The sequence below is a fragment of the Betaproteobacteria bacterium genome (genome assembly GCA_016720855.1).
Classification (GTDB): Bacteria; Pseudomonadota; Gammaproteobacteria; order Burkholderiales; family Usitatibacteraceae; genus FEB-7.
The window spans coordinates 743,742-768,362 of sequence record JADKJU010000003.1 but is presented as its reverse complement, the minus strand read 5'-3'; the positions used below and the strand labels follow the sequence as shown (position 1 = coordinate 768,362).

26 protein-coding genes and 2 pseudogenes are annotated in these 24,621 nt (G+C 61.6%); 13 read left to right on the top strand and 15 right to left on the bottom strand.

Going from position 1 to position 24,621, the window contains the following annotated elements; genetic code table 11:
* Positions 1–49 precede the first annotated feature (49 nt).
* From IPP91_17445 to IPP91_17395, 11 genes and pseudogenes are all read right to left on the bottom strand, one after another.
* Positions 50–2,318 (bottom strand): annotated as a pseudogene (locus tag IPP91_17445) (hypothetical protein).
* Positions 2,319–2,538: 220 nt separating this feature from the next.
* Positions 2,539–3,276, bottom strand: coding sequence for a hypothetical protein (locus tag IPP91_17440; GenBank protein ID MBL0143834.1), 738 nt, complete (start codon positions 3,274–3,276; stop codon positions 2,539–2,541).
* Positions 3,273–3,752, bottom strand: coding sequence for a hypothetical protein (locus IPP91_17435; protein MBL0143833.1), 480 nt, complete (start codon positions 3,750–3,752; stop codon positions 3,273–3,275). Before IPP91_17435 ends, IPP91_17440 begins: the two co-directional genes overlap by 4 nt.
* A complete protein-coding gene (locus IPP91_17430; protein ID MBL0143832.1) occupies positions 3,749–4,003 on the bottom strand; it encodes a hypothetical protein in 255 nt (84 codons plus the stop codon). Before IPP91_17430 ends, IPP91_17435 begins: the two co-directional genes overlap by 4 nt.
* A gap of 3 nt (positions 4,004–4,006) precedes the next feature.
* A complete protein-coding gene (locus tag IPP91_17425; GenBank protein MBL0143831.1) occupies positions 4,007–4,639 on the bottom strand; it encodes a hypothetical protein in 633 nt (210 codons plus the stop codon).
* Positions 4,636–4,863 carry a hypothetical protein gene (locus IPP91_17420; GenBank protein ID MBL0143830.1) on the bottom strand — a complete coding sequence of 76 codons (228 nt, stop codon included), beginning with the start codon at positions 4,861–4,863 and terminating at the stop codon, positions 4,636–4,638. Before IPP91_17420 ends, IPP91_17425 begins: the two co-directional genes overlap by 4 nt.
* Complete coding sequence (locus IPP91_17415) at positions 4,860–5,663, bottom strand: ATP-binding protein (GenBank protein ID MBL0143829.1); 804 nt, start codon at positions 5,661–5,663, stop codon at positions 4,860–4,862. The genes IPP91_17420 and IPP91_17415 overlap by 4 nt, the downstream gene beginning before the upstream one ends.
* On the bottom strand, positions 5,663–6,145 hold the full coding sequence (locus IPP91_17410) for a hypothetical protein (protein MBL0143828.1): 483 nt from the start codon (positions 6,143–6,145) through the stop codon (positions 5,663–5,665). The genes IPP91_17415 and IPP91_17410 overlap by 1 nt, the downstream gene beginning before the upstream one ends.
* 10 nt (positions 6,146–6,155) lie before the next feature.
* Positions 6,156–6,359, bottom strand: a pseudogene (locus IPP91_17405) (hypothetical protein).
* Between the two features lie 209 nt (positions 6,360–6,568).
* On the bottom strand, positions 6,569–7,483 hold the full coding sequence (locus IPP91_17400; protein ID MBL0143827.1) for a hypothetical protein: 915 nt from the start codon (positions 7,481–7,483) through the stop codon (positions 6,569–6,571).
* A gap of 5 nt (positions 7,484–7,488) precedes the next feature.
* The gene (locus IPP91_17395) at positions 7,489–8,718 is read right to left on the bottom strand and encodes a hypothetical protein (GenBank protein MBL0143826.1); all 1,230 of its coding nucleotides are present in this window, start codon (positions 8,716–8,718) and stop codon (positions 7,489–7,491) included.
* A 304-nt stretch (positions 8,719–9,022) separates the two neighbouring features.
* Here IPP91_17395 and IPP91_17390 point away from each other — a divergent pair, with 304 nt between their 5' ends.
* The 7 genes from IPP91_17390 to IPP91_17360 all read left to right on the top strand — a co-directional run bounded on the left by IPP91_17390 (position 9,023) and on the right by IPP91_17360 (position 12,844).
* On the top strand, positions 9,023–9,319 hold the full coding sequence (locus IPP91_17390; protein ID MBL0143825.1) for a helix-turn-helix transcriptional regulator: 297 nt from the start codon (positions 9,023–9,025) through the stop codon (positions 9,317–9,319).
* The gene (locus IPP91_17385) at positions 9,316–9,981 is read left to right on the top strand and encodes an ImmA/IrrE family metallo-endopeptidase (GenBank protein MBL0143824.1); all 666 of its coding nucleotides are present in this window, start codon (positions 9,316–9,318) and stop codon (positions 9,979–9,981) included. The genes IPP91_17390 and IPP91_17385 overlap by 4 nt, the downstream gene beginning before the upstream one ends.
* Positions 9,982–10,042: 61 nt before the next feature.
* Positions 10,043–10,243 (top strand): hypothetical protein, encoded by a 201-nt coding sequence (locus IPP91_17380; GenBank protein ID MBL0143823.1) that lies wholly within the window; start codon positions 10,043–10,045, stop codon positions 10,241–10,243.
* 126 nt (positions 10,244–10,369) lie between these two features.
* The gene (locus tag IPP91_17375; GenBank protein MBL0143822.1) at positions 10,370–10,555 is read left to right on the top strand and encodes a hypothetical protein; all 186 of its coding nucleotides are present in this window, start codon (positions 10,370–10,372) and stop codon (positions 10,553–10,555) included.
* 5 nt (positions 10,556–10,560) lie between these two features.
* Positions 10,561–11,013: a DUF2924 domain-containing protein gene (locus IPP91_17370; GenBank protein MBL0143821.1), complete on the top strand. Its 453-nt coding sequence runs from the start codon at positions 10,561–10,563 to the stop codon at positions 11,011–11,013.
* Complete coding sequence (locus IPP91_17365; protein ID MBL0143820.1) at positions 11,010–12,374, top strand: recombinase family protein; 1,365 nt, start codon at positions 11,010–11,012, stop codon at positions 12,372–12,374. Before IPP91_17370 ends, IPP91_17365 begins: the two co-directional genes overlap by 4 nt.
* A gap of 56 nt (positions 12,375–12,430) precedes the next feature.
* A complete protein-coding gene (locus IPP91_17360) occupies positions 12,431–12,844 on the top strand; it encodes a hypothetical protein (GenBank protein ID MBL0143819.1) in 414 nt (137 codons plus the stop codon).
* A 67-nt stretch (positions 12,845–12,911) separates the two neighbouring features.
* Here IPP91_17360 and IPP91_17355 read toward each other — a convergent pair whose 3' ends face one another.
* The 4 genes from IPP91_17355 to IPP91_17340 all read right to left on the bottom strand — a co-directional run bounded on the left by IPP91_17355 (position 12,912) and on the right by IPP91_17340 (position 18,424).
* Positions 12,912–15,185 (bottom strand): DUF262 domain-containing protein, encoded by a 2,274-nt coding sequence (locus IPP91_17355; protein MBL0143818.1) that lies wholly within the window; start codon positions 15,183–15,185, stop codon positions 12,912–12,914.
* Entirely contained in the window at positions 15,182–16,945 is a 1,764-nt protein-coding gene (locus IPP91_17350; protein MBL0143817.1) for a DUF262 domain-containing protein, read from the bottom strand. The genes IPP91_17355 and IPP91_17350 overlap by 4 nt, the downstream gene beginning before the upstream one ends.
* A 92-nt stretch (positions 16,946–17,037) precedes the next feature.
* Positions 17,038–17,595: a thermonuclease family protein gene (locus tag IPP91_17345; protein MBL0143816.1), complete on the bottom strand. Its 558-nt coding sequence runs from the start codon at positions 17,593–17,595 to the stop codon at positions 17,038–17,040.
* Between the two features lie 379 nt (positions 17,596–17,974).
* Positions 17,975–18,424 carry a hypothetical protein gene (locus IPP91_17340; GenBank protein ID MBL0143815.1) on the bottom strand — a complete coding sequence of 150 codons (450 nt, stop codon included), beginning with the start codon at positions 18,422–18,424 and terminating at the stop codon, positions 17,975–17,977.
* A 444-nt stretch (positions 18,425–18,868) separates the two neighbouring features.
* On the opposite strand from IPP91_17340, the gene IPP91_17335 reads away from it, so the two are divergent.
* From IPP91_17335 to IPP91_17310, 6 genes are all read left to right on the top strand, one after another.
* Complete coding sequence (locus tag IPP91_17335; protein ID MBL0143814.1) at positions 18,869–19,852, top strand: YafY family transcriptional regulator; 984 nt, start codon at positions 18,869–18,871, stop codon at positions 19,850–19,852.
* Between the two features lie 70 nt (positions 19,853–19,922).
* Positions 19,923–20,921: a DUF932 domain-containing protein gene (locus IPP91_17330; protein ID MBL0143813.1), complete on the top strand. Its 999-nt coding sequence runs from the start codon at positions 19,923–19,925 to the stop codon at positions 20,919–20,921.
* On the top strand, positions 20,921–22,099 hold the full coding sequence (locus IPP91_17325) for an ADP-ribosylglycohydrolase family protein (GenBank protein MBL0143812.1): 1,179 nt from the start codon (positions 20,921–20,923) through the stop codon (positions 22,097–22,099). The genes IPP91_17330 and IPP91_17325 overlap by 1 nt, the downstream gene beginning before the upstream one ends.
* Before the next feature lie 95 nt (positions 22,100–22,194).
* Positions 22,195–23,094 (top strand): histone deacetylase, encoded by a 900-nt coding sequence (locus IPP91_17320; GenBank protein ID MBL0143811.1) that lies wholly within the window; start codon positions 22,195–22,197, stop codon positions 23,092–23,094.
* Between the two features lie 102 nt (positions 23,095–23,196).
* Positions 23,197–23,763, top strand: a complete 567-nt coding sequence (locus IPP91_17315) for a hypothetical protein (GenBank protein ID MBL0143810.1) — start codon at positions 23,197–23,199, stop codon at positions 23,761–23,763.
* Positions 23,760–24,452, top strand: a complete 693-nt coding sequence (locus IPP91_17310) for a hypothetical protein (GenBank protein ID MBL0143809.1) — start codon at positions 23,760–23,762, stop codon at positions 24,450–24,452. Before IPP91_17315 ends, IPP91_17310 begins: the two co-directional genes overlap by 4 nt.
* Positions 24,453–24,621 lie beyond the last annotated feature (169 nt).

Sequence of the window (24,621 nt, the reverse complement as noted above, 5' to 3'; positions counted from 1 at the left end):
CGCAGGCGTAAGAAGTAATCCGCAGACAGGTCACCTTCGGTCACCACGGTCAGTCGTCGCGGTACGGCAGACGCGTGCCGTAGTCCTTGGGCTTGAGGGAGAGTCCAGCGAGCGCCTTCACGCCGGCATGCAGCCGAGTCCGCGTGAACCCCCGGTTGGCGAGCTGCTGGGCGAGCCAGCGGCTGGTGCCCACGTATTCGCCGCGTTTGCCGGCCCACTCTTGCCAGCGTTGGAAGACCTCGCCCACGGCCACGCGAGCCTGCTCATGGCGCTGGCCTTCCTCTTCCAGGAAGTCTCCGATGGCGTCCTCCTCGTCGAAGTACTCCTCGGTCGCGGACACCACGGACTCCGGGGGCTTGAGGCCCACCTGCTGCCACTGAAGGCAGCCTTCGACGGCCCAGGCGAGAATCCCGTCGCGTTCGGCGAGAAGCTTTTCGGTGAGGGCGCCGTCGCGCTTGTCGGGCGGGATGGTGACCGTGAACGGGATCAGGTGAAGCCGACGCTTCATGGCCTCGTCCACATTGCGGATCGAGGGCTTGTGATTGCCGGCGATCAGCAACTTGAACTGAGGCGGGTACTCGAAGAAGTCCTGGCGCATGAAGCGCGCCGAGATCTTGTCGCCTCCGGTGATGGCCTTGAGCTTGGACTCGTTCCAGCGCCGGCCCTGTTCGGTCTCAATCGAGGAGACGAAGCGGGCGCCCCGAAGTCCGGCCAGATCGGTGGGGTGCCGGTCGCCTCGGGCTTCCATGAACGTGTCCATGGGAGCGCTGGTGGCGTAGTCCCCGAGGATGGTGGACAGGGTGTTTACGAAGACCGACTTCCCGTTGGCCCCGGTGCCGTACAGGAAGAAGAGGGCGTGGGCAGTCGTGGCCCCGGTGAGGGTGTAGCCGACCACGCGCTGCAGATAGGCCTGCAGTTCTGTGTCTCCGCCGGTCACGTCGTTCAGGAACGCGTGCCACCGGGGGCACGAGCCCCGCGGTGTCGCCGTTGCGATTTTCGTCATGCGATCAGTCCTTTCGTGAGGGCGGAGTCGGCCGGTCTTGAGATTGACCACGCCGCCCGGGGTGTTGAGTGCAAAGAGATCGGCATCCCACTCCTCCGACGTGGAGGCGTGCCGCCGGTCGGTGCGGGCGAGGCGGTCGACGCCGCCCACCGTGCTGCTCGCGAGGAGCTTGGCGGCCAGTCGGTGCGAGTCGACCTTCACGGCGGCCTCCCGGCAGACCGACCGGATTAGGTGATGGACCAGGAGCGTTTCATCGGCCTTCCAGTGCGTCCCGGTCCAGACGAGCCACTTGCCCCAGGCGGCGCAGTAGCGCCAGTCCTCGGCGTAGCGCGCGGTGAAGGCAAGGGCCAAGGCATCGTCGGTCGCCCACACCGTTGCGTCCTGGGCGGGGAGTCCGGTGCTGGGCTTGATGCACATCCGGGGGCCGGCGCCGAGGAAGCCCGCGACATCGAATCCCTCGGCCAAGGCGTCAGCCGCATCCCACCCTTCGGGCTTGTCGTCCGGGGGGAGGAGGACGTCGCACGAAAGAGCACCTGCCGCGAGCGCCGCCTGCCCCGCCGCCATGGCGTACTCCCAGCCGGGTTTGTCGCGGTCCGGCCAGATGAGGACCGACTTTCCGGTAAGCGGCGACCAGTCGGTCTTCTCGACCGGGGCCTTGGCGCCATGCATGGCGGTGGTGGCGGCCACACCGTGAGCGATCAAGGACTCCAGCGCACTTCTCGCCTTCCACCAGCACGACGTTGCTCGCGGCCGCGATCCCGGGCTGGTTGTAGAGAGGCCGAGGCTCGGGTGGGGACATCTTGCGGCGCCGTGCGTCCCAGGGACGGAACTCCTTCTTCCCTCCGGGCGGGTCGTAGCGAGAGACGACGGCGATGAGGCTGCCATTCGCATCGAGGTAGTCCCACTTGGCGGTCGCCGGTCCGAGCTCATCAGTCGCCACTTTCGGCTTCGCCTTCTTGGGGGACGTCGAGAGCGCGCGGCCGAGGATAGAGGCGGCTTCCTCGAGCACCCGCTCGAAGTCGGTTGTCGCATTTACCGGTATCCGTAACGCGATGAGGTCGAAAATGTCGCCCCCCTGGCCGGTCGCGCGATCGGTCCAGAGCCCGGCCTTCTCGGCTTCGAGGACGACCTCGAGGCTATCGCCGGGGCTCCCGAGGACGTCTCCGATCAGGAACTTGCCCTTGCGCTTCTTGCCCGCGGGGAAGATCGTGAAAAGCACGGACTCGAGCCGCGAAAGCAACTCCGCGCGAATCTCGTCTCGCGTCGCCTCCTTCGAGGATTCGGGCGCATCGCGCACGTCGTTGAAGTCGATCATTTCGCCCCCGCTCTCTTCGGTCGTTGGCGAAAGCGCGTCGACCACACCTGAAGTTCGGAGAGCCGAAACCGAATCGTTCGGCCAATCCGGTAGTGCGGAATCTTGTGAAGCCTCCGACTGGCTGGCTTTAGGAAGTAGTGAAAGGGGAGGTTCAGCGCCCGGGCGGCATGGCGGGCGTCCACCATGGGCTCGACAGGGCCTGGTACGGAAAGGTGATGTTTCATGGTTGAGTTCTCCAGCAGCGGTCCTGCCAGGCGCACATCCGGCATTCGAAGTGGGTCTGGTCGGTGAAGCTGCGCGGCAGCAATTCCCCTGCCTCGGTCGCCGTGATCACCTTCGCTGCCCGGTCGGACATGCGTTGGGCGAGAGCGCCGTCAAAGGCGACGAGCTCGGTGTAGATCTCCATCGTGTCGGCGTTGATGGCGGTGAAGAACGCCGGGTTCTCGTGCAGTTCGAGGTACGCCTGATAGAGCGCCACCTGTGCGGCGTAGACCGGTTTTGCGACCGCGAGGCGATTCTTTTCGAGGTCGCGCCAGGACTTGGCGCCCAGGCACTTGTTCTCCCAAAGTGCGGGGTACGCAAAGCCCTCGGGGCCGCCGACGATCACACCGTCGACATGCCCCTGTAGGCGGCCATTGGCGGCGGTGAAGCCGAATTGCTCTCCGTTCGCCTTGCGGGTGCGAAGATCGAACCCTGCTCCCCGGAGCCACGTGACCATGCAGTCCTCCATCACGTGACCGCGCTCGAAGATGCGAAGCATCCGACCGGAAGTCTCGCGGCCGTAATCGACCGGCGCTTTTGCGTACTCGTACTGCAGCGCGCGTTCGCAAGCCGCACCCAGGCGCGATGCGCCGAGGTATTGCCGCACGGTTTCGCGAGCGCGAGCTTCTTGGAGACCCGCATCCACGAGGGCCATCACCTGCCCGGAGATGCTCGAGGAGGAGTTGAAGTCGATCATGGCTTCGTCTCCCACGGCAGATCGTCTTTGAGATCCGCAAATGGCCCGGTGAGGGGGTCCGGTGTGGCCGGCAGTCCCCGTACCGGCGGGAACTTGGTGGTCTCGTGGTGCTCGACCATCGCCTCCGTGTAGTGGGAGACGATGGCGTCGATCACTTGCAGAGCCTCGGCCTCGGTGTAGGCCCCCAGGGGCTTGTCGAAGCCGATTTCACTCGCGGCCTCGCCAAAGGACTTGAGGCAGGAGCGCATCGCGACGAGTTCGACATCAGAGGGATCAATCATCTCGACCCCCTTGATGTCGATGGCCGCGCTGTCCTTTGCCCGCACCCAGTTGCCGTACATCGCGTGAAAGGCGTTCTGGCACCGGGGCGAGCAAAACACCCAGTCGATCGGGTAGCGCCGAGGATCGGCCACACCGTGACGGGTGTCGGTGTGGCCAAGCCCCCGGGCTTCGCGTTGGCAGACCCAGCATTTCACGCAGCCTCCTTCAGCCGCACGCGGTCCTCCACGCGCCGGCGACCTTCGAGGAAGCCATCCTTGTCGAGATAGAACGATGTGCAGGGGTGCGCGCACCGGTGTTGAGCGATCATTTGCCGCTGATACGCGACGGTGCAGTCAGTGCAGTAGCGGCTGTCGCCAGGATTGCTGTCCCCTGCTCCTTCCTCCCAAACCTCGTACTGGCGCTTCGAGTTGAAACAAACGGGGTAGGACTTCTTCTTGGTCGCCATGGCTTACTGCGCCCACGCGGGTTTGTTGGTGGCGGGGGCCGGGCGAGGGGGCGCCTGGTGGCTGGCGGCCGCCGGGGCGGTGTACGGCGGCGGGGAGGCCGGTGCCTGCGCGGACACGCGGGGGGCGGACCCCATGAGGGCGGCGTAGTCCTTGTGGTCGGGCTCGATCGCGAGCTTCACGACGTTGCGATCCAGGCCCTTGGCATCCTTCTCGACATCGACGCGGGCGAGGAACTCGATGCCATCGAGTTCGTGAAAACCCTGGATGCGACGGGCAGTGGCGGCCGCGGGAGCGTTGTCCTGCGGATGGATGTTCCGCGCGGAGTTGAGGATTGCGCGGATCATGCTGCGGCCCATCTGCCCCCAGGTCGGGCCCTTGCGGGAGTGAAGGCCGATGTTCGACCACATCTTGCGTTTTGCGAACGGGCCCTCGAGGACCACAAACTCGCAGGCGAGGTACACCGCGCCCGTGTCGAAGCTCTCGGTCGCGTAGCCGCCCGTCCAACCTTGGGCGGGGTCATCGTGTCCGCCCGGCTTGATGGTCATGCGCACGCGCACGAGACTCCCCTTCGGGATCAGGTCAAAGCCCTGTTGCTGTTCGGCGTCGTTGAAGTCTTGCCATGCGTTGGTGTTCATCGTTTGCTCCTTGCTGTCTTGGATGTCGGGGTGGGGGTCGGGGCGCCGAGCAACTTCTTGAGCGACCGCGCTCGCTTCTCAAGGACGGTCAACTGCTCTGCCATCGCGGCGACCCGAGTCTTGAGTTGCAGAAGGCTGTGCCGTAGCCACGTGTTCTCAGCGGAAATCCGGCGCACCGTGGCGCGGGCGGATTTCTCGAAGGTGACGAACTCGTCCTCGGTCACGACGTCACCTCGCCCAGGCACTTGCGGATCAGCTTTCCGAGGTGGGGCTCCTCGATCGCATCGAGTCGGCCACTGCGGTCCTTGCTGGGGTAACCGAAGGCGTTGACAGCGCTCGTGACGAAGCCCCGGTAGGGCGTGCCGTCGTCGGCCTTCAAGACCGCGAGCGTGATGACTTCGTCCAGTACGCCGGGAAGCTCGAGAGCCGTCTTGCTGCCCTCCAACTGCAGCTGGTGGTAGCGGCGGTTGTAGTCGTCGGTCTTCTCTTCCAGGATCGCCACATAGATCACGTGCTTGTCGCGGACGTGCTGCAGGTGGGTCAGCGCGGTGATCATTTCCTGGGCGAGAAGTCCGTACGCTCCGCGGGTGTCGGGTTTGCCGTTCTTTTCCGAATAGGCCTGCGGCTGGGCCTTGCACCAGGCAAAGCACAGGCGCGAGAGGACGGTGAGCGAGTCCACGAAATAGAAGTCGTACTTCGCGAGCTGCGAGGGATCGCCGTAGGTATTGCAGACGTGCTGGTAGTGCGCCTCGGAGAACGCCTGGTCGGCGGTCGCAGTGGGCAGGGGCCCGGCCAGGAAAACCGCCAGATCGCGGAACTCCCCCCAGGTGCGGGGCCGCACCGTGTCGCCGGGCCAGTCCTTTACCGCGAGATCCCCCGCTTCGAGGTCGACGAAGAGAGTCTGTTCGGGCGGCAGAGTCTTGAGTTGCGAGGTCTTGCCGACCCCGGGAGGGCCCACGAGACCGATCTTGGCGCTGTGCTTCTCGCGCAGGCGCTCTTCAGCCGAAATGATAGGAAGCGCCATTACGCGTCCTCCTTATCAAGTTCGAGGACGAACTTCGCCTTCCCGGCCTTGACGGTGCGGGCTTGAGCGAACTGTTCCTTGAGGACCGGGGGCCAGCCGTTGAAGCGGGATTCCGAGACCGAGAGCTCGACGTCGATGTAATCCTCGACGCGCTCGCCGGACGCGGAGATGCGCTCGGCGATGTCAGACAGGCGCTTCTGGTCCCAGGTGACGCGCTTGGGCAGCTCATAGGAGATGCGAAGCGGGCCGTCAGCGAAGTGCGTGACGCCGAAGTCACGTCCCGACTCCACGAGGGCAGTGCGCGCCGTCTCGCCATAGCGCTGTTCGAGTGCGGTGGTCATGCGATCGCGGAACTGCTTGGTCCAGGCCGCGAGTGCGGTGAGGGAGTGGTCGAGTTCCTGGAGCTGTTCGTGCGGCAGCCGGGCAATCTGGGCGACCGACAGTTCGGGCAGGTCCGTAGGGATGATCAAGAGGTCGTTCATGGGCGCTCCTTCAGGCGTAGACCCGCTCGGAGGTCGAGCGGTAAAGGGTGCGTTGTTCCCAATCGAGGACGCCGCCTTCGCCGTCGAGCGGGTAGGTGACCTTCTTCGAATGTTTCGCGAAGTGCGGTCCCCAACCGATGCAGCGCCAGCGAGCGAGCGTCTTGGGGGAGAGGCCCCACCGGTCAGCGAGTTCGCGCTGGGTGAGGAAGCGCCTGTTGTCGATGTTCGACGGCGCGAGGGGTGTCTTGCAGGTCACCGGGATGTCCTTTCGGGTGGTTGATCGGTGACCCGAATACTGAAACCCACCTTCGGGAAATCCGGTGGGAAAAGCGGCGGGAAATCTGCAGATTGCGGCTGCGAACCCCTCAAACGACGATGCCCCGCACAGAGCGGGGCACCGGGGACATCGGAGGCGGGGGGCGACTAGAAGCGCTTCAAGGCGTAGAAGCCGTAGTCATCCCATTCGACCACCTTGCTGAAGGCCTCGAACTGGCGGGTGTTGTGCCGAAAGAGCTCAACTGGATTCTTCTGTGCGGAATCGACCTCGCCCATGATCGAGTCCTTGTGACACTTCCTGCCTTTGGCCGCGTAGAGGTAGCCGAAGATGGCTGCCTGCTTGGCGCTGAACTCGCACGCGTCGCCCTCGATCACGGCTACGCGAAAGTTCTCGTGGAATACGGGGCTCGCCTCGTGCGTGCGTAGGTGGGCGGGTTTGAGGCACCACTCCCAGCGGGCTTCATCGAGCTCGAGCTTGTTGCTTCGGAAATGGACGATCTCGGTGAGGTGCACGTAGGGTGACGAGATCCCGTCGATGCGGGCGGCGGATCGCGGCGTCGTCCCGATGATGACGGCGTTGTCCCGCTCGATGCTGTCCTTGAGAGCGGCCAGGGAGGATCTGTGGACCCCGGGTTCGGCAAGCTGGCGGGCAAGCACAATCCGTCGTGCACGCCGATTCTCTTTGTGGTCGCCAACCTTCCACAGGGTGCCCGGCACGAGTTCCGACGAGTCCTGTCTCGCGGCAATTCCGAACGCTTGGCGCAGCCGCGCGAGTAGCCAATCGGGGTCCGCGGCCCAGGCATGAAGTGCGGCGTTGGTGATCGGCACGAAGCCGCAATCCGGGCACAGGCCTTGAAGCGCCTTGCCGGCTTGTTGGGGGGCGATGTCTTGCTCCCCGCACCAGGGACACAGGACGACCGGGACGTCCTTGGCGGCGGTGAGCGCCCCACAGTCCTTCAGGACCCTGAACGCATCGTGGTGGGCGGGGTCCAGGAGATCCTCGATGACACTCCCACCCCCCTCGAAGGTATCGACGAGGAGGGTGAGTGCGCGGGGTGCCACCGGCGTCATTGCTGCACGGGCTCCGCGGGCGCGGGGCTTGCGACCTTAGGCGCGGGCACCAACCCCCACTCGACAAGGAGGGGCTCGATCAATTTGCGCTCACCTTCGGTGAACTTGTGCAGATTCGCCTGGCCCTTGCGGTTAAATCGCAGTCGCAGGGACTTCTTCTTGTCGCCTCCCTTGCTCGCCTCGGGGTAGAACGGCAACTCGATCGTGGCGCCCACGATCGGCCAGTTCCGATCGAGAGGCCTATCCGTGGGATAGGACGACTTGACGAGCGTCTCCACGGAGGCGCGGCTTTCGCGCCCCAGGATTTTGAATTCGCTACACAGGCCATCGTCCGGACGGTAGACGGAGATGGCCTTAAGACGCGGTTGCTCGATGCCGAGGGATTCGCGATCGAAGATATCCACGCCGTTTCGCAGCGAGTCGAGTTGGTAGCGCGCCGGGAAAATCTGCTTGGCCTGCTCCTTGATCTTGAGGCCGTGCTTGGCGAACGCGTCGACAAGGGTTTGCTGCGCGGCAGCGCCTCCAGGTGCCACCGTCTCTGTGCGGCCGGTAGCCAGCTGGTAATTGAGGACCAAGGTGCGGGACAGAATCAGTGGCCCGCGCCGCAGGTCTCCCTTTTCCCACCGCGCTCGGTTGCAGGCGTGATCCGACAGGTCGATGACCACGAGGATGCTCCCCTCGATGTGGCGAGTCACGACGTAGGGCTTGTGGTGGTGGCCGTAGCCAAACTTCTTGAGGTAATACGCAGCGACCGTACTCGAGACGGCCTTTTGGGCAGTCTCGTCTAACTGCAGGGCGGGGAAGGGCGGGAGGGTCCAGCGTTGGGAGGAGCCGCGCGTGAGCCCGTCATCGAAGAGGCGCGCCAGCACCGCCTCATTAAACTTGGCGGGGCTATTCACGTAGAGCCAGAGGGCCCGCTCCTCGGGCGACTCGAGCGTTTCGAAGGCGGCCGTGATCTTGGGGTCGGTGCTGCAGACAGTGAGCATCTGGCGGGTGCCGGCGCCGTCGGCCAATTGGGCCACCTGTTCGATGGCGGCAATGAGTTCGTCACGTACCGAGGTGTCGGGGTGGCTTTCGATGGCGTCTGCGAGGGCTTCCGCCAAGGTAGGCTCCTCAGCCGACCAATCCACGGCCTGGGTGTCAAACACGTGCTCGGAGAGGAATTCGCGCATCAAGTCCGTCGCCAGAGGAAGATTGCGCAGAAACGCCCGGTGGTTGTAAATCATCAGTGTGTGCCCCTGTTTCTGTGCCAGGTCGCACGCCCAAGTCCTGCCATGGGATCTTCCGGCGCGTGCCAAGCGGGTTGACCAGTTCATCGCTCACCCACACTCGGCAAATGCCGGTACAACGATAGTGAACTTGGCGCCTATTCTACCCGCGCAAGTTCGCAGGTCAACTACCGTGATCCCAAAAGTTCTCAGTTGTGCTATTTTCCACAGGATATCAACAGGTCCTTGTGGATAACCCATGGCACAACCAGCCAGCGCAGCATTCGGCAAACGACTTCGACGGTTCCGGCAGGAACGGAAAATGACGATGGAGCAGTTAGCCGACGAGGTTGGTGTCTCGAAGAGCTATATCTGGGCCCTGGAGAACAACCCTGAGCAACGCGAGCAGCGCACGTCGGCCGTTGTCATGAGCAATCTTGCAAAAGCGCTCGGTGTCACCCTGCAAGACCTGATGGGCGAGGAGATGTCCGAGGCCGCGGGTGCCAAGACCAAGCCCGAGGACGTCGCGTTCTTCCGGAACTACCTGGGAATGACGCCTGCTGACCGCGAGACCTTCCGGAAAATGATGGAGGTGTTCCACGGAAAGAAGGGCGAGTGACCCCTGGCGCCCCGAAATCGCCGGACACCACCGGCGCAAAGGCTGCCAACAAGATCTCCCGCTGGCTCGAGCCCTTGGGCGAGGGGCGCTTTCCCATTGATGTCGACCACCTGGCGCTCACCGCTCACACCATGTATCAGCGGGACGATCCGATTACCCGCATTCATGGTGCTGACTGGAAAGACATCGACGGCTGCCTGGCCCGTAATCCCGCCAACCCCCAGGAGTGGTGGCTAAGCTTTAAGGCGACGGCCTCCCCCGAACGGCAGCGCTTTACCAAGGCCCACGAGTTGGGTCACTACGTGCTGCACAGCCAGCGGCAGACGGAGTTTCGCTGCGGGTCTGCCGTGATCGTCGAGAAGGACACCGGGGAAGAGAACATCGAGGCGCAGGCGAACCAATTCGCGAGCTACCTCCTCATGCCCGCAAACCTCGTTCGCCAAGAGATCGAAAGCGGAGAGATCACCTTCGACCTCGTAAGCGAGATGGCCAAGTTCTACGGAGTGTCCTTCGAAGCCATGTGCATCCGCGTGGTGGAAATCACGGACCAACCCGCGGTCCTCGTCTACTGGGATAACGGCATGATGCGGCGGTGGTCCCGCAGCCGTCCGGCCAGGCTTCAGCGACTGAGGCTTGAAGCGCCCCCGGAATGGCCCCCTTGAACCCTTTCCCGATACCCTGGCAGCCAACAGTTCGGTGCGCCAATGCGCCGAGGGCGCGCTGGTGCCAGCCAACCGCTGGTTCAAGAACGCCCCACCGGGCGAGATGCTCCGGGAAATGAAGCACACGTCCGACGCTCTGGAACGAGTGCTCTCCCTCCTCATCGTTCCGAAGTTCGAGCCGCGCTGGGCGCGGGACGGCGAAGAGCCCATCTCCGACACGTACGATCGCTTCATCGAAAGCGGCCAGTACCCGACCCGCTGATTGCCGGCTTTCGCGGGGCCGCGCGATTCTTTGCTCTCGATCGCTGATCGACGCTAACGCGCGCTTTTCTGCCCTTGGGGCGGTCATATTCTTTGTGACGGTTTGAACAACCTCACGGATACCAATATGACCGTCAAACGTATTCCATCGGAGGCGATGACACCGCAGGCCAGGGCCCGCGAGGTCGCCTCGATCCTGGTGGATGTCATCGCGCGCCTGCACGCGACACTTCCCCGCGAGAGCGACATTTCGCTTGGCTTCTCGCCCCCCGAGCGCCTTCATACAACCCCGTCTCAAGAAAGGGTTCGATGATGAAGGTGCAATCGCAGGAGAAGTCGGTGGCCGCCCAGGTTGCGGCGCTGCCGAACCTCGACATGAAAGAACTGTGGGCGCTGTGGGATCAGTACTTCCCGCGTCGCCCGGGCCATCACAACCGGGACTACGTCGAAGCGCGGGTCGCCTACAAGATCCAGGAGGAGGCGTTCGGAGGCGTAAAGCCCGAGGTGCGTAAGCAGTACCTGCAAATCGGTGAGGCGAACTCGAAGATCAAGTTCCGCAGGCCCGCCGATATCCACATCGTGCCGGGCACCGTACTCCTGCGCGACTTCGGCGATCGCGAGCATCGCGTCCTCGCACTTGCCGACGGCCTCTACGAGTACGAGGGACGTCGATACAAGAGTCTCTCCGCCGTCGCCCGCCACATCACCGGAACGCCCTGGTCGGGTCCCCTGTTCTTTGGCCTTGGGAAGTATCAGAAGGGGGCCAAATGAACGCCGTCGTGATCAGGAAGCGCTGCGCCGTCTACACCCGCGTGTCCACCGACGAACGACTGGACCAGACCTTCAATTCGCTCGACGCCCAGCGTGAAGCGGGGCAAGCCTACATCGTGAGCCAGCGGACGGAGGGGTGGCTGCCGGTGAGTGATGACTATGACGATGGCGGCTACTCGGGCGGCAACATGGAGCGCCCAGCGCTCAAGCGCCTGATGGACGACATCATGGCCGACCAGATCGACATCGTGGTCGTCTACAAGATCGACCGCCTGACTCGAAGCCTCGCCGACTTTGCCCGGCTGATCGAGGTCTTCGAGCGGCACAAGGTGTCCTTTGTTTCCGTCACCCAGCAGTTCAACACGACATCCTCCATGGGGCGTCTCATGTTGAACATTCTCCTTTCCTTCGCCCAGTTCGAGCGCGAGGTCACGGGCGAGCGCATTCGCGACAAGATCGCGGCATCCAAGCGCAAGGGGATGTGGATGGGAGGTTTCCCCCCGCTCGGCTATGACGTGAAAGATCGGCACCTTGTGATCAACAAGGCGGAAGCGCCGACCGTTAGGCGAATGTTTGAGAGGTTTGTGGTAACTCGCTCCGCGACCGACCTATGTCGGGAACTCGCCTACGATGGCGTCACCACGAAATCCTGGGTATCGACGGAGGGTAGAGCCCACGTCGGGACTCCCATGGACAAGAAGTATCTTGGCAAGGCTCTAAGAAACCCGATCTACGTGGGGGAGATACGACATAAGGGCGTCGTCTACGCCGGCCAACACGAGCCCATCATCACGCGCGAACTGTGGGATCGCGTCCAGGCGATCCATGCGGAGGACTCCAAGGAAAGAGGTGGCAAAACAGCCATACGCGGACGAACGGGGGCGCTCCTCCGAGGGCTTCTCTACGGACCTGGCGGCGACAAATACCACGTCACGTTCACGACCAATGCCGCCGGCAAGAAGTACCGCTACTACGTTCCGAAGGAGGACAGGCGTTACGGGAACGGCGCCAGTGCGAGCGGGTTCATCCCGGCCGAGCAAATCGAAGAGGTCGTCGTAGCCCAGGTAATCGCTGCCTTGCAGTCGCCCGAGTCAGTTCAGTGCGTCTGGGAGCAGGTGAAGCACCTACACCCGAAGATAGGGGAGCCGACCGTCGTCCTTGCTATGCGACGCCTCGGGCTCGTGTGGAAGCAGATCTTCGAGGAGGAGCAAGAACGCCTTGTGAACCTCTTGATCGAGCGCGTAAACCTGCTCTCTGATGGCATCGATATTGTCTGGCGGGAGACCGGCTGGAAGGAGTTGGCAGGCGAGCTTTCACCCGATGCGATCGGTAGCGAAATGTTCGAGGTGGAGGCGCGATGATTGTCTACCGGAAGAAAGTGCTTCAGATCGGCGCGCCCCATGAACGCCGCCATCCTTTGGAAAACGGGGGGATCAAGATCACCACGTTTGTGCCCCTCCAATTCAAGCGACGCGGCGTCAGGAAGGTCGTAGTCGCGCCCGCAAACGTTGAAGATCCCGTTACGGATCGCAGCCAGAGCCCGTCACTGCCGCCCAGTTACGACACCACGCTCTTACGGGCGCTCGGCCGGGGAATCTACTGGCAACACCTCCTGGATACCGGCGTGGTCGCTGATACCGCCGAGATCGCGGGGCGCGAAGGACTCCACAAGACGTTCGTCAGCGACCACTTGAGGCTCGCGATACTGGCGCCGGACCTCGTGGAAACAGCCCTGCGGGGCGAGTTGCCGCGCAATGTGACGCTATTGGGGTTGCTGCGAGACGGCGTCCCGTCATGCTGGAACGCGCAACGAGGGCAAGTTCTTCGCTGAATAGCGTGCAAATATCTACCGAGCAGACTCGGAATTGCGACGCAGCCGCCGCGAACCCGCATTGAAGCTACAGCGCGGCCTCAACGAGGTCACGCAGAAGCGCTGCCCCCAACTGAACTCTGTCACTGGCATCGACAGATTTACCGTCGCGCTCGACTTGCGGAATTCGCAACAACGTCTTGTCGCCAATGCATTGAGCACCATGCTTCTCACAGATGCGCGTGAAGGCGTCGCTGGCGACAGTGCATTTCAGTTCGATTCCGGCCTCAACGCACCGCAGTTCAATGCCGGTCTTTACCAGTCGCATCCATCGGGGCTGTGTCTCGTAGCCGGTGAACCACGGGTCGTCGACAGCACCCTTTACGCCACTTTCACGATGGATCGCTTGTAGATAAGGATCACGGTACCAACTGTTCATCTGAATTTTGTCGAGCATGCAGACCAGGTATCCCAGCGCACCATTCCAGCCGATGTAGATCCCTGAACCTCCCTCGCGCATAGCGACGTACTTCACAAGGTAGTATCGCCAGTCAAAGGTTTGATTGTCCTCGCATGTCTTGAGCCAACGCTCTTGCATCCCACTGAGGCAGCCGTGCAGGTCACCACCGGCGTTCGCTACCTCATCGAGGAGTCGCCCAAGTACCTCACGTGTGAGCTTTAGGTCGGAGCGCTCGACGTTAGTCAACAGTCTGCGCCAGGGCACGAGGTTTGAAGATGACCCGAGCTGAAAGATGCGTGTGGTGACCTGCCGGGAATAGTCGCCCGTAGCAAGCAGTGCCCCCGTGAGCGACAACCAGCAGCCGGGGTCTGAGAAAAGCTGATGAAAGGCGCTCGCCCGCTGTGCAAAAGAGGTTGCATCGAGATCGAATGCCGCGAGGCAGCCGCGCAATATCGGGTGGTCCTCGAGCTGAAACAAGGCACCTGCAAGCTGTTGATTCGTCGCGAGCCATTCTGCCTTCAGGCGTTCATCGGCAACCTGCGTCTGGTTAAACGAGGTTACCCCTTCGAGCGCTCCCCCTACGACGATGCGTTCAACGTCTGCGACGAGCGCGGGCATTCTTTCCAAACGTAGCTCGTTGCTGGAAGCCTCCACTAGGTTGCGCAAAACACGCAGCCGCCGCGCGAATTCGGGAGTCTCGTGCAGGCGGTGCAGGATCACCGCGTAAAGCAACAAGGTATGCGCCAAGCTAAAGACACGGCTCTTGCCGCGCATCTCGCCGTAACTACGGCAACAAGCGGAGAAGAGGTTGATTTCGAGGCGACTACCTTCTTGGCCGTAAAGCACGGTCTTGGTGGGGTCACTCAATTCAGAGGAAGCCGGGGCGGCCACAAACAGACCTCCGAATACAGCAGCAGTGTCGGCCTCGACCCACGTGTCGAAGGCTTGAAATAGAAAGTCGAGGTGTTCCGCAGCCTTGGGATTAGTTGACCCGTACACGCGCTCGGCAAGAGGAGCAATCTCGCCGACGGCAAGGCGTCCTCTGCGCCACTCGCAAATCTCGGTCACAAAGTGGAAGTAGTGCAGAAACTCGTCGTCGACGATGAAATCATTGCCATGGAAGGGCCAGAGCATGTCCGACCAGGCGCCGTCTACCTTTAGGGCAAGCTCCTTAACGCGGTCGGGGCATGATTCCTCGAGCGTTTGTTCGAAGCGAGCCTTAAAGTTTTCGAATGGGGATAGGGGTTTCCCCCGCGAATTCATTTTGATGTAGAGATCGTCGCTAAGGCCCATCTCCTCCATCGGCAGCAGATGGAAGGAAATAGCTGGGCTCTTGGAATCGACAAGGCGCTCCCAGGCCGTGAGGCAATCATCGTTGCGAAAGCGTTGATGCATCGCGTCGAGCATCACAAGCATCGACTGTATCGTCGGGTCATGGCGCCAAGTGTACAAATACCATGGCTGGTCTTCGATCCACGACGAGAGTCGCTCGGTTCCGGCCGGCGGTTGGCGCTCCACGAGGCGTTCGCAGAATAGACGCGCGCTCGCGCGGGTCGCGTAAGAAAACTGCTTCCACCCCTGCTCCTGGTCCAGGCGATCTGCGCGATACGCGAGGTACCAATGCAACAGAAAAAGAGTGGTGAGCCGCTGTTGTCCGTCCAGTGGGTGCAGCGTACCTTCCTTAACCTCGCCATAGACGAAATCGAGCGTCACGTGCTCACCATGGGAGACCGCGCGCTGAAGGACGTTGAGGAAGTTGTCTCGGATGCGCTCGACCACTCCACCCTGACGGCCCTGCGCATAATCGCGCTGTATGAGGGGAATCTCGATCTTCTCAACAGTGGGTGCATCGGGCGAGTGATGCATGAAGAGACCGTTGTATGAGCTGAGGAAGCTCTTCATGGCTTACTTTCTTCCGGCTTCAGGTATTTGTAGATCACCCCCTTTGCCGGAGAGATCATTGCCTCGAGGTAGCTCTCCCGATCTTGAGAGCTCCAGAAGTGAATCTGCTGGGCCTCGGTGTTCGTGTAGTACTTGAGGAACACGTGACGTGTGCAGATCGGGATATAGGCACCCTTTCGGTCAAGTTCCAACATTCGCCGCCGCTTGACCTCGAACACGGCATTACCGAGGGCGCTGTTATCACCGCTCGAAAGGAGGGCAAGATTAGTAATCGAATGCACGGAGTGCAGGGGCGTAGCACTCGCGCTATCTGCGAGCGTAAACATGTCGGCTACGTCTCTTGCCAGAACGTGAAAGGCTGGACGGTCAATATCGTCCCGCACATCGTCAATCCTGGCGATAAGCGCGTCGCGCCGCTGTTCATCGGTCGCTGGGAGGGTGACGAGCGCCTCCCGGTGTAGCCGCAACCACTCCTTCCACTGCTCCACTTTGGTCAGGCTCTCCGCATGCTGAGCGTGAATGTGCTCAAGTGACCACTCCTTCGCGCCGCGCATCCGAAAGGAGTAGCGCTCTGTGGAATGCTCCATACGACGCACAGTCTCGACGTTCATCAGCAGCAGGAGGCGCGCGCATTTGTCGTAGCCGGCGTCGGTGTCGTACGTAAGCTCTCTGACACCAGACGCGCTGAGATCAATGCTATTGCGCACGCGCTCGTCTAGCAGAGCCTCAAACGTGCTCTTAGCGCACTGATCAGCGAGCATTACGAGGTCCTCGAAGCGATGGCCGACCGCAACGAGGTAGCCGATCTTGTGGTAGATGTCGCGGTTCGCAAACCAGCCTAGTACTAGCGCGTGAAGATCGACCACCTCGTTCCACACCGCTTGTGGCGAGCGCTCTTCGATTTGTTGCCGCAGCATATCGAAGGTGTGAAAGCGCGGCCGATCGCGCCCTCTGGGACCGCCAGCAAGAGTGTCGAGAAGAAGCGTGATACGGGTGGGGCTGTCATCAGCCTTCGCGTCCGTCACGAAAGCCCATACATCGGGGTCGCGCAGGTCTCGCTCAATGCTGTCCCACTGTGCAGCGAGCTCGTGGGCACGGTCTGTCCGTTCGGCTGCACCACGACTGCGCGAAAGCAGGAGCGCTTTGACGAGCTCGGCGTCGGTGAGGGGAATGCGACCAACATTAAGACGGGTGAAGAGGGTTGTGGAGTCCAGTTCAACCGGCGCTTCGTACCAGATGACCCGCACGCTCTTGAATAGGAATCCGTAAAACTCGTTGGCCACGAACTGCAGTCGGTGGCCTTTGCTTTCAAACCATTGCCGGATGCAGTCATAAGCCGCGTAAAGGTGAAAGAAGTCGATGTTGGTGCCGCTGAGGGCGGCATCCGGTTCCTTCAAATAGGTCTCACTGCCTGGCCGGGTTTCATACGTGATGGAGAAGGTTGGGCCAGTCTTTTGGAGCCCCTCTCGCTGCATGTAGAGGAAGATAAGGTAGAGCGTAGTGAGGCGCTGTTGACCGTCAACGAGTTCCCACTCGCCTTCGGTACGACACTTCACGACGACCGGCTGCAGACTGTACGGATTTCCCTTACTACTTAGGATATCGTCGAGTAGACACTTGACCTCCAGCTTGCCCCAGCGATAACCGCGCTGGTACCTGGCAACAAAGAATTGGCCAGTGATGTCCCCAACCAACTTGGACTCGAGAATGGCGCCAACGGCGGGGTCGGTTGAAGTGCGTAGCACAGAGGTAGGGCACATTGAAAGGCGGGTAGCTCAAAGGTCAATCGGCCAGTATCGCCAGCCATGGCACCCCGGTCAATCCGCAGTGATCTTCGCGAGACAAAAGTCGGTTACGGACCGCTGAAGTTGCCGATGCTACGATTTGTCCGACCTGAAGCGCGCCAATCCCACGGCGCCACCGGCTTCGGATCCATCCAAAGCCCGGCCCTCTGCTTCCTGGCCTCAATTTCCGCGTCGGCATATGTTGCTCGGTCAGCGGCCGTCTGCTCACGCGCGTATGTTTTGTAGTGCCATGCGAGACCCCGTGTGAGTTGTGCGTATCCGATGTCGAGAGTGAGTTGGCAGGCTGGGCAATCTGGAGGCTGCACCCACACGATGCAGACCTGACGGCCGTAGCGGTCCTTTTTGTGACAGTCCGCGCGAGCGGGCTTGCCGAAGGTTAGCCGGGACATATTCTCTTTGGCCCGCTGCCCGTATGGCTGTCCCTTCTCCGGAGCATCAATGCCCTGTAGCCGTATACGGTGCTGCGTCTTGGAGTCGTCGAGCAGGGTCAGCGTGTCGCCGTCAGCAACTGCAACCACCTTGCCCTCAAGCGTGGCAGCAGATGCGCGCAGCCCAAATGCGACCAGGACGATGCCCAGTGACACACCAAAGGTAGCGCAGTGCATCGGGCTAAGCATTACCGCCCACGGAAATCGAATAGCCAGCCCGCGAAAACAAGCGGTGGATCTCTGCCATGACCTGTTGTGACTCCGTGGCTGTCAGCAATCGGTCACGTGTTCCCCGGCATTCCACAAAGCTGAGGCTATCTTCGTTCCAGACCGCAAGGACGGTCGCCCGCGGAGTTCCGACCCATCGAAAAAAATATGCGACTCCGGCTTCCACGCTATCAAGCCAACAGGACTCGAACATTACGCCCGTGGCCAGTGTCTCCTGATACATCTCCGCCCACGAGGTAATCGGAAGCAGGGTGGGTGTGGCGGGAATTGGCGACGGAGGCCAGCTCGTGTCCTCAGCCAAGCTCATCATGGACCTGAATAAATGTGGTTAGGAATGCGGTTGTACGGGAGCTAACGGGACATCGAGAGTGCGAATGAGAGGTACGATTGCCTGCCCATTCACATGCCAGGCATGCTCCCAACACTCGCGTGGCACGATGCCTCCGCCATGAGACGTTACCAGCACCGACCATTGCTCGTGCGATTCGAGCGGGAGACCTTTGTCCATCATGTCGTCGGCACCCAGGAATCCGAGATAGACAAGCACAACGGGAATACCGGAGGCCGCGAGCTTCCATGACCAGGCGAAGCGGTTCGACATTTGATAACAGGCGTCCCTCGAAATCCCGAATGGGAGCCCCGTGTCCGTAGCAAGACCGGCCCGGGCCTCGTCGATCGCCCTGCCAATCGTCACGTGGCTGGCGGATCTTGCCGATTGCAATTCGCGCGAGTCCTTTATCTGCAGTCGTCTTCCGGCCGCTTCGCGAATCAACTCCATGTCGTATGCCTTTGCTTCAACAAGGAGGAGCCCGGGTCGCTCTCCGATGGTACAAGTAGCGGCGATATCAAAGTGTGGCGACCGGTCTCTCAATTGATCCCTTGGCAACCACCAGGCCGCCAATGTCTCGCATAGATCGGAGTCGAGAACTGGTGAGGGCCGATGGAGTTCGCACTCCTGGGTATTCTCAAACCCCCTCGGCATCCAATGATCGGAGGCCGAAACCTTCCCGAATGGGGCGAGCAGCCCTGAGAGCCTCTCTGCGACCTCGTTGTCCGGGCCATGAGTTAGGAGATGGCAGCGGGGCTTACTTCCGCGCTGCTCATGTCTCTTCAGATCTGGGAATCGTAAGTTGCGTACTGTCGTCATATGGTGATCTGTCTCTTGAAGTCGATAATGCTAGGATCGAGCGGGCTCATGACGTGAGCTACAGGGAGGTCGGTCATGGAACGATTGGAGCGCTTTTATCGCATCGATCAGATGATTCAGGAGCGCACCGTGGTGCCCATTCAGTCCTTTCTCGACGAGTTGGAGATATCACGCGCCACGTTCAAGCGGGACTTGGACTACATGAAGGACCGCTTCAATGCGCCCATTGAGTACGACCGCGACAACAACGGCTACCGGTTCTCGAAGCAAACGCCATCCGGCCCTCGATACGAGCTGCCAGGTCTTTGGTTCAATGCCTCCGAGGTTCATGCGCTCCTGACGATGCAGGAGCTGCTTAGGGGGTTGGATCCAGGCATTCTGTCTCCGCATGTAGAGCCGCTGCGGGCTCGTCTTGATGCGCTGCGCGAGAGCCGTGACGGAACGGCTGCGGAAATTTCGAAGCGTATCCGCATTGTGCGCATGGCCGCGCGCGGGATGAAGTTGGAATTCTTTGAACTCGCGGCCACCGCTACCCTCAAGCGCTATCGTTTAGCGATCACCTTCTGGAGCCGACACAGCGACGAAACCACGGAACGAACGGTTTCACCGCAGCGTTTGGTTTTCTATCGTGGTAACTGGTATCTGGACGCTTGGTGCCACCTGCGCGATGGCATCAGAAGTTTCGCGCTGGATGGCATCCGCGCTGCCAAGGTTCTCTCCGAAAGAGCAAAGAACGTCTCGGAAGCTGACCTCGACGACTTCCTGGCCTCAAGCTACGGCATATTCGCTGGACGGCCCAAGGGATGGGCCAAGCTTCGGTTCAGCCCCACCGCCTCCCGTTGGGTGGCTTACGAGAAGTGGCACTCCAAGCAGCGTGGGCGTTTTGAGGCTGATGGGGGCTACGTCCTCGAAGTGCCTTTCGGGGACGACCGCGAACTCGTCATGGACATCCTCAAGTACGGCCCCGAGTGCCGGGTCGAGGAACCGCCCGAACTCCGGACGCACGTCGCCGACTTGGCACGAAAGACTGCCGCACTCTACGTAACAAAGGGCAAGTAAGCTCACGAGGTGAGCCTCGGCGCAGCGATTCTGACCTCGTAACCCGGCGTTTCCGGGACGAGGAGTTCGAATGAATGATCATGTGGCCGCAGCCCTCCGGGAGCCCGAGGGTGCGGAATGGATTCCCGCCGGTTTCCGGCAACCTGTTTCACGCTGGTTTCGCGGTCGATTCGACGAGGTGGCGGCGGTGTTGCCGCAGTTCGATCGGAAGCCATTTTCGCTCCAAGGTGCTGCGATGCCGGACTCTAATGCGAACGAGCTCTACGACCTCATCGTGCGCCGGGAGCAGGCTGAGGGCGCCTGGACACCCTGCCCGACCGGCGTCGTCTCCAAGACGTACCGCCTGATCGAGCACCGGGACGCGGCCGCTGTCCTTGCCCACGCCTTCGGCAAAGTCGGCATTGACCCGTACGGCCTGGATACGCACGCAACGCTTTTGCGATACGGGGCCACGATGAGCCTCGAAGTGAATCTGCCTCCCAACTGGATGTTCGATCCTGGTGACGGGCACCCATTACTGCTACAGCTGCGATGCCAGAATTCCGTCGATGGCACCTCGCAACTTCGGGTCGCCCTCGTCTGGTATCGGCTTGTTTGCACCAATGGCCTCATCGTGGGGACGGCCCGTGAACAGCGCGGGTTCGTGCATCGGGAGGCAACGCACGTCGAAGACGTGATCGACTTTCTTACAGCGGGGCTTGTGATCGCGCGTCGGGAGCGCCTAGAGATGGCCCGGACGCTCCATCTGCCGGTGGACCCCGCGAAACTGCCCTCCTTTGTAGACACGACGCTCAAGACACGATGGGGCTCGGTAGACGCGGCGCGCTTCCTCAATATCGCCCGTACCGGCCACGATGCGGAACTGGTAGACCGCTTCCAGCCTGGCTTTCCGAGCGAGAAGCACATGAAGTCGACCCTGCCAGTGCCCGGAAGCCCGGAGAAGGCGACCAGCGCCTGGCATGTCGCCCAAGCGCTGTCCTGGATTGCGAGAAGTCGCAAGGACCCCTCGGCACAACTTGACCGGCTGCAGCAGATTCCGGAAATGCTCTCCGGGCTCTTGGAGCGCTGATGACAGACGAAATTGCACTGGCAACGCCACAGAATCTCCCCCGAAAGCCAGGGCCCGACAAGGCATCCCTCGCCTCCCGGTATCGTGGCTGTCTGCTGGGCGGCGCGGTCGGGGACGCCCTTGGCGCTCCGGTGGAGTTCATGACTGGCCGGGAGATTCGCGCCCGCTACGGCAAGGAGGGGATCCGCGACTTCGACCGCGCTTTCGGCCGCGTGGGCGCCATCACTGACGACACGCAAATGACGCTCTTCACCGCCGAAGGCCTCTTGCGCGGATTGGTCCGTTTCAACCACCGCGGGATCGGGCCGGCCTTTGAGTCGGTTACCGCCAACGCCTATCTGCGTTGGCTGCGCACGCAAGGCGGACATACGAGAAACCGTGACGTGGAGTGCCGGGGTGAAGATATGGGGGACGGGTGGCTCATCGGGCATCGCGAACTCCATGAGCGCCGGGTTCCCGGCAACACCTGTCTTTCCGCGCTGGAGGCGATGGAAAGTCTTGGTGATCTCGCGCAAAACAACAGCAAGGGCTGCGGGGGCCTCATGCGCATCGCACCTGTCGCTCTCTTCATGCACGTCGCTTGGTCAGGTGACGAAGCCGAGAGCTTTGGTTACTGCTTCGATCTGGGGTGTTCGCTGGCCGGCATTACCCACGGGCATCCCTCGGGACGGCTGCCCGCGGGCGTGCTTTCCCTGATCCTGTTGAAGCTCCTGAAAGGATCAGAACTCCCAGGCGCCATTCGTGACGCCAAGGAAGTGCTCCGCGACCGCCCGGACAGCCGGGAAACCCTGGAAGCGATAGATGGCGCGGAGCGTGCCGCGCAGTTTGAGTTGTCCACCCACCGCGGCATCGCGAAGCTTGGCCAAGGGTGGATTGCCGAAGAGGCCTTGGCGATCGCTCTCTACTGCGGTTTGACCGCCCAAACCTTCGAGGAGGGCGTATTGGCCGCCGTGAACCACGACGGCGACAGTGATTCGACGGGCGCCATTGCCGGAAATCTGCTCGGTTTAATGTGGGGAGTTGGCGCGATACCGGAGCGCTGGCTCAAGCCACTGGAATTGCACGAAGTCATCCAGGAGGTGGCCGAAGACCTGTTGATGTGCAACGAATGGCAGGTTGGGGAGTACGAGGATTCCGAAGAGGACCGGTTCTACTGGAATCGGTATCCGGGATTCTAAGGTCGACGAGGAACGCCTCAGGGCAGGCGTGCGTTTCGCTCTGCAACATCGCGCTTCCTTTACAGGTTCATCCCCTGAGCCTGCCATGCCGGATCATGAACGGCATGCCATCGACGAACTCCAGCCCGCTCAAGTCACGATCGCCCAACGCTTGCGTTCCGGTGTTTTACACCGAGCGGCAGGTTGCAGAACCCCAGCGCGCTTCCCCTTCTGCGAGCAAGCCGCGCCGTGTGATGCAGCGCTGGCGGGAAAAGCACTTTCCGATTGACGTCCGCGAGCCTCAGCCCGCCACCGTCGAGGATCTCGCCCGCGCCCACGATAGGAAGTATGTAGGGGACATTCTCGCGTGCCGGGAAAGCAATGGCTTCTTCAACAAAAGCGCATCCGTTGCCCAATCGCTTCCCTGGACCAACGGATCGATGCTCTCGGCAGCCCGCCACGTGGTGGGGTCTCGAGGAATCGCCTGCGCCCCCTGTTCCGGCTTCCACCATGCGCACTGGGACACACCGGGCGGCTTCTGCACGTTTAATGGTCTCATGGTGACCGCGCTTGCGCTTCGGGCCGAAGGCCTCGCGACCCAAGTGGGAATCCTCGACTGCGACCAGCATTTCGGGGACGGCACGGTGGAGATCATGGAGCGCGTGAACGCGCGCGGTTGGATCCGCCACTTAACCGCCGGTCGCGACTACCCGCGCGTCGCCACACGGTTCCTGGGCGCCCTACCAGGACTCGTGAAGTCATTCGCCGGCTGTGATGTCCTCTTGTACCAGGCGGGTGCGGATCCTCATATCGAGGATCCGCTTGGCGGGTTTCTCGACGATGAGCAACTCGCCCAGCGCGACGCGATCGTGTTCACGACAGCGCGGGAACTCGGAATACCCGTGGCGTGGAACTTGGCGGGCGGCTATCAGGAACCCCTGGACAAGGTGCTGAATATCCATGACCGGACGATGGAGGCTTGCGTCGCAGACAGCCTTCACCGTACCGATTTGTAGATGCAGAAGCTCATCCCCTGAGCTTGCCATTTTCTACACTCTAATCGTGGGTTCAGGACCGTGCCGTTGAGGTTCCAGCGGCGCTAGAAAGAGAGGATTCCGATGACCGCAAAGACCATGAAACCGCGGAACAAGCCGGCACCGAAAGGCCGGGAGGAGGACTGCTCGCCGATCCACGCTGCCCCGAAGCAGGATTCCGCCCGGGAGGCCTGGAGCCACTTCGCCGACCGTTTGGTCCATACCCTGATCGCTCTCGAGGAAGACGAATACCTGATCCTCTCCGTAAAGGGCACCGACCGCTACGTCCAGTTCATGGATCAAGGGGCCTACGGCATGCGAATGGAGGCCGTATCGGACTACTACCTGCCGGAGGACGAACACCTGACCGAGGAGGACTACGCGACCCTGATGAAGCTGGGCTGGAGCGCTCCGACCAACTTGCCCGACCAATTCGGGCGCAAGGCGGACGGCTCGCCCAACTACTTCGTTGACCTTGCTCGTCCGATTCCTTATGCGGACGTGGCGGTGCTCGCGGTCTTCACCCTTTCGAATGTCCACGGAGCGACACATCCGGGGCAGCTCGAGTACGACGCTAAGTCCACTGGCGGCACATCAATCCGATTCCCGTACCTGCCAATCCGTCGACGCTCTGCGGAGGTTGCCGAGTGACTGCGTTTGATAGCGAGTTCTACAATCGATACGAAGAGCTATCACGAGTTCGCTTATCGCCAAACTTCCTGTTGCGAGATTTTCTGTTCTCTGTGGAAGCCGCGGTCGCGGGTCACAGTAACTTTCCTACTGATGACTCAGAGCATGTGATCAAGTCTGGCCGGCTGCTTTGTGAAAAGCTTCTTGAGCCCCTGCTTGATCACTTTGGGCGCTTTGCCATTACGTTCGGGTACCAAAACCGGGAAACGATTGAGCGACGGTGGACTCCGGAGGAGCGGCTCGCAAAGGGGCATTCGAGCTCGCCCCACCAGTGGGACAGAGGGGGCCCTTTCCCCGGTGAGGTATACGCGCGGGTCGACATTTTGCCCTTCTGCGTCGAAGACGGCCTTGTGAGCAAGCTCGAGTTTGGCCAGTGGATTATGTTCAATCTCGATATTGATCTGCTCATGCAGTGGCAGCGAAGCAACGTTTGCTGCATGACCATCGGTCCATTGCCTCGGCGCGTCTGGGTGGAGTGGGTGCCGGCAGGCGAGGGTCCTGCTGGAGGTAACAAAATCGAGCATATGGGGGAGACATTCTGGAATGAACGCTTCCCCTCCATGCCTGAGGCAGAGCGCCCGAAGTGCTATCCCTCCGCGACGGACGGCAGCATGCGATTTGGAAAGTATTTCCTCGAACGCGACTCCTAAGCGGAGCGCTTCCGTGAGCATGCTGCCTCTGTAACGGGCACTCAAGATTCTGTTGCTCGTCGGCTGCGCACGTCGCAAGTCCGTCAGGCCCGGCAAGCCCGCATGCAAGCTCATTCCCTGAGCCAGCCGCCTGCGATGATGTGCGGGTGACAGAAATTCTGACTCGCCG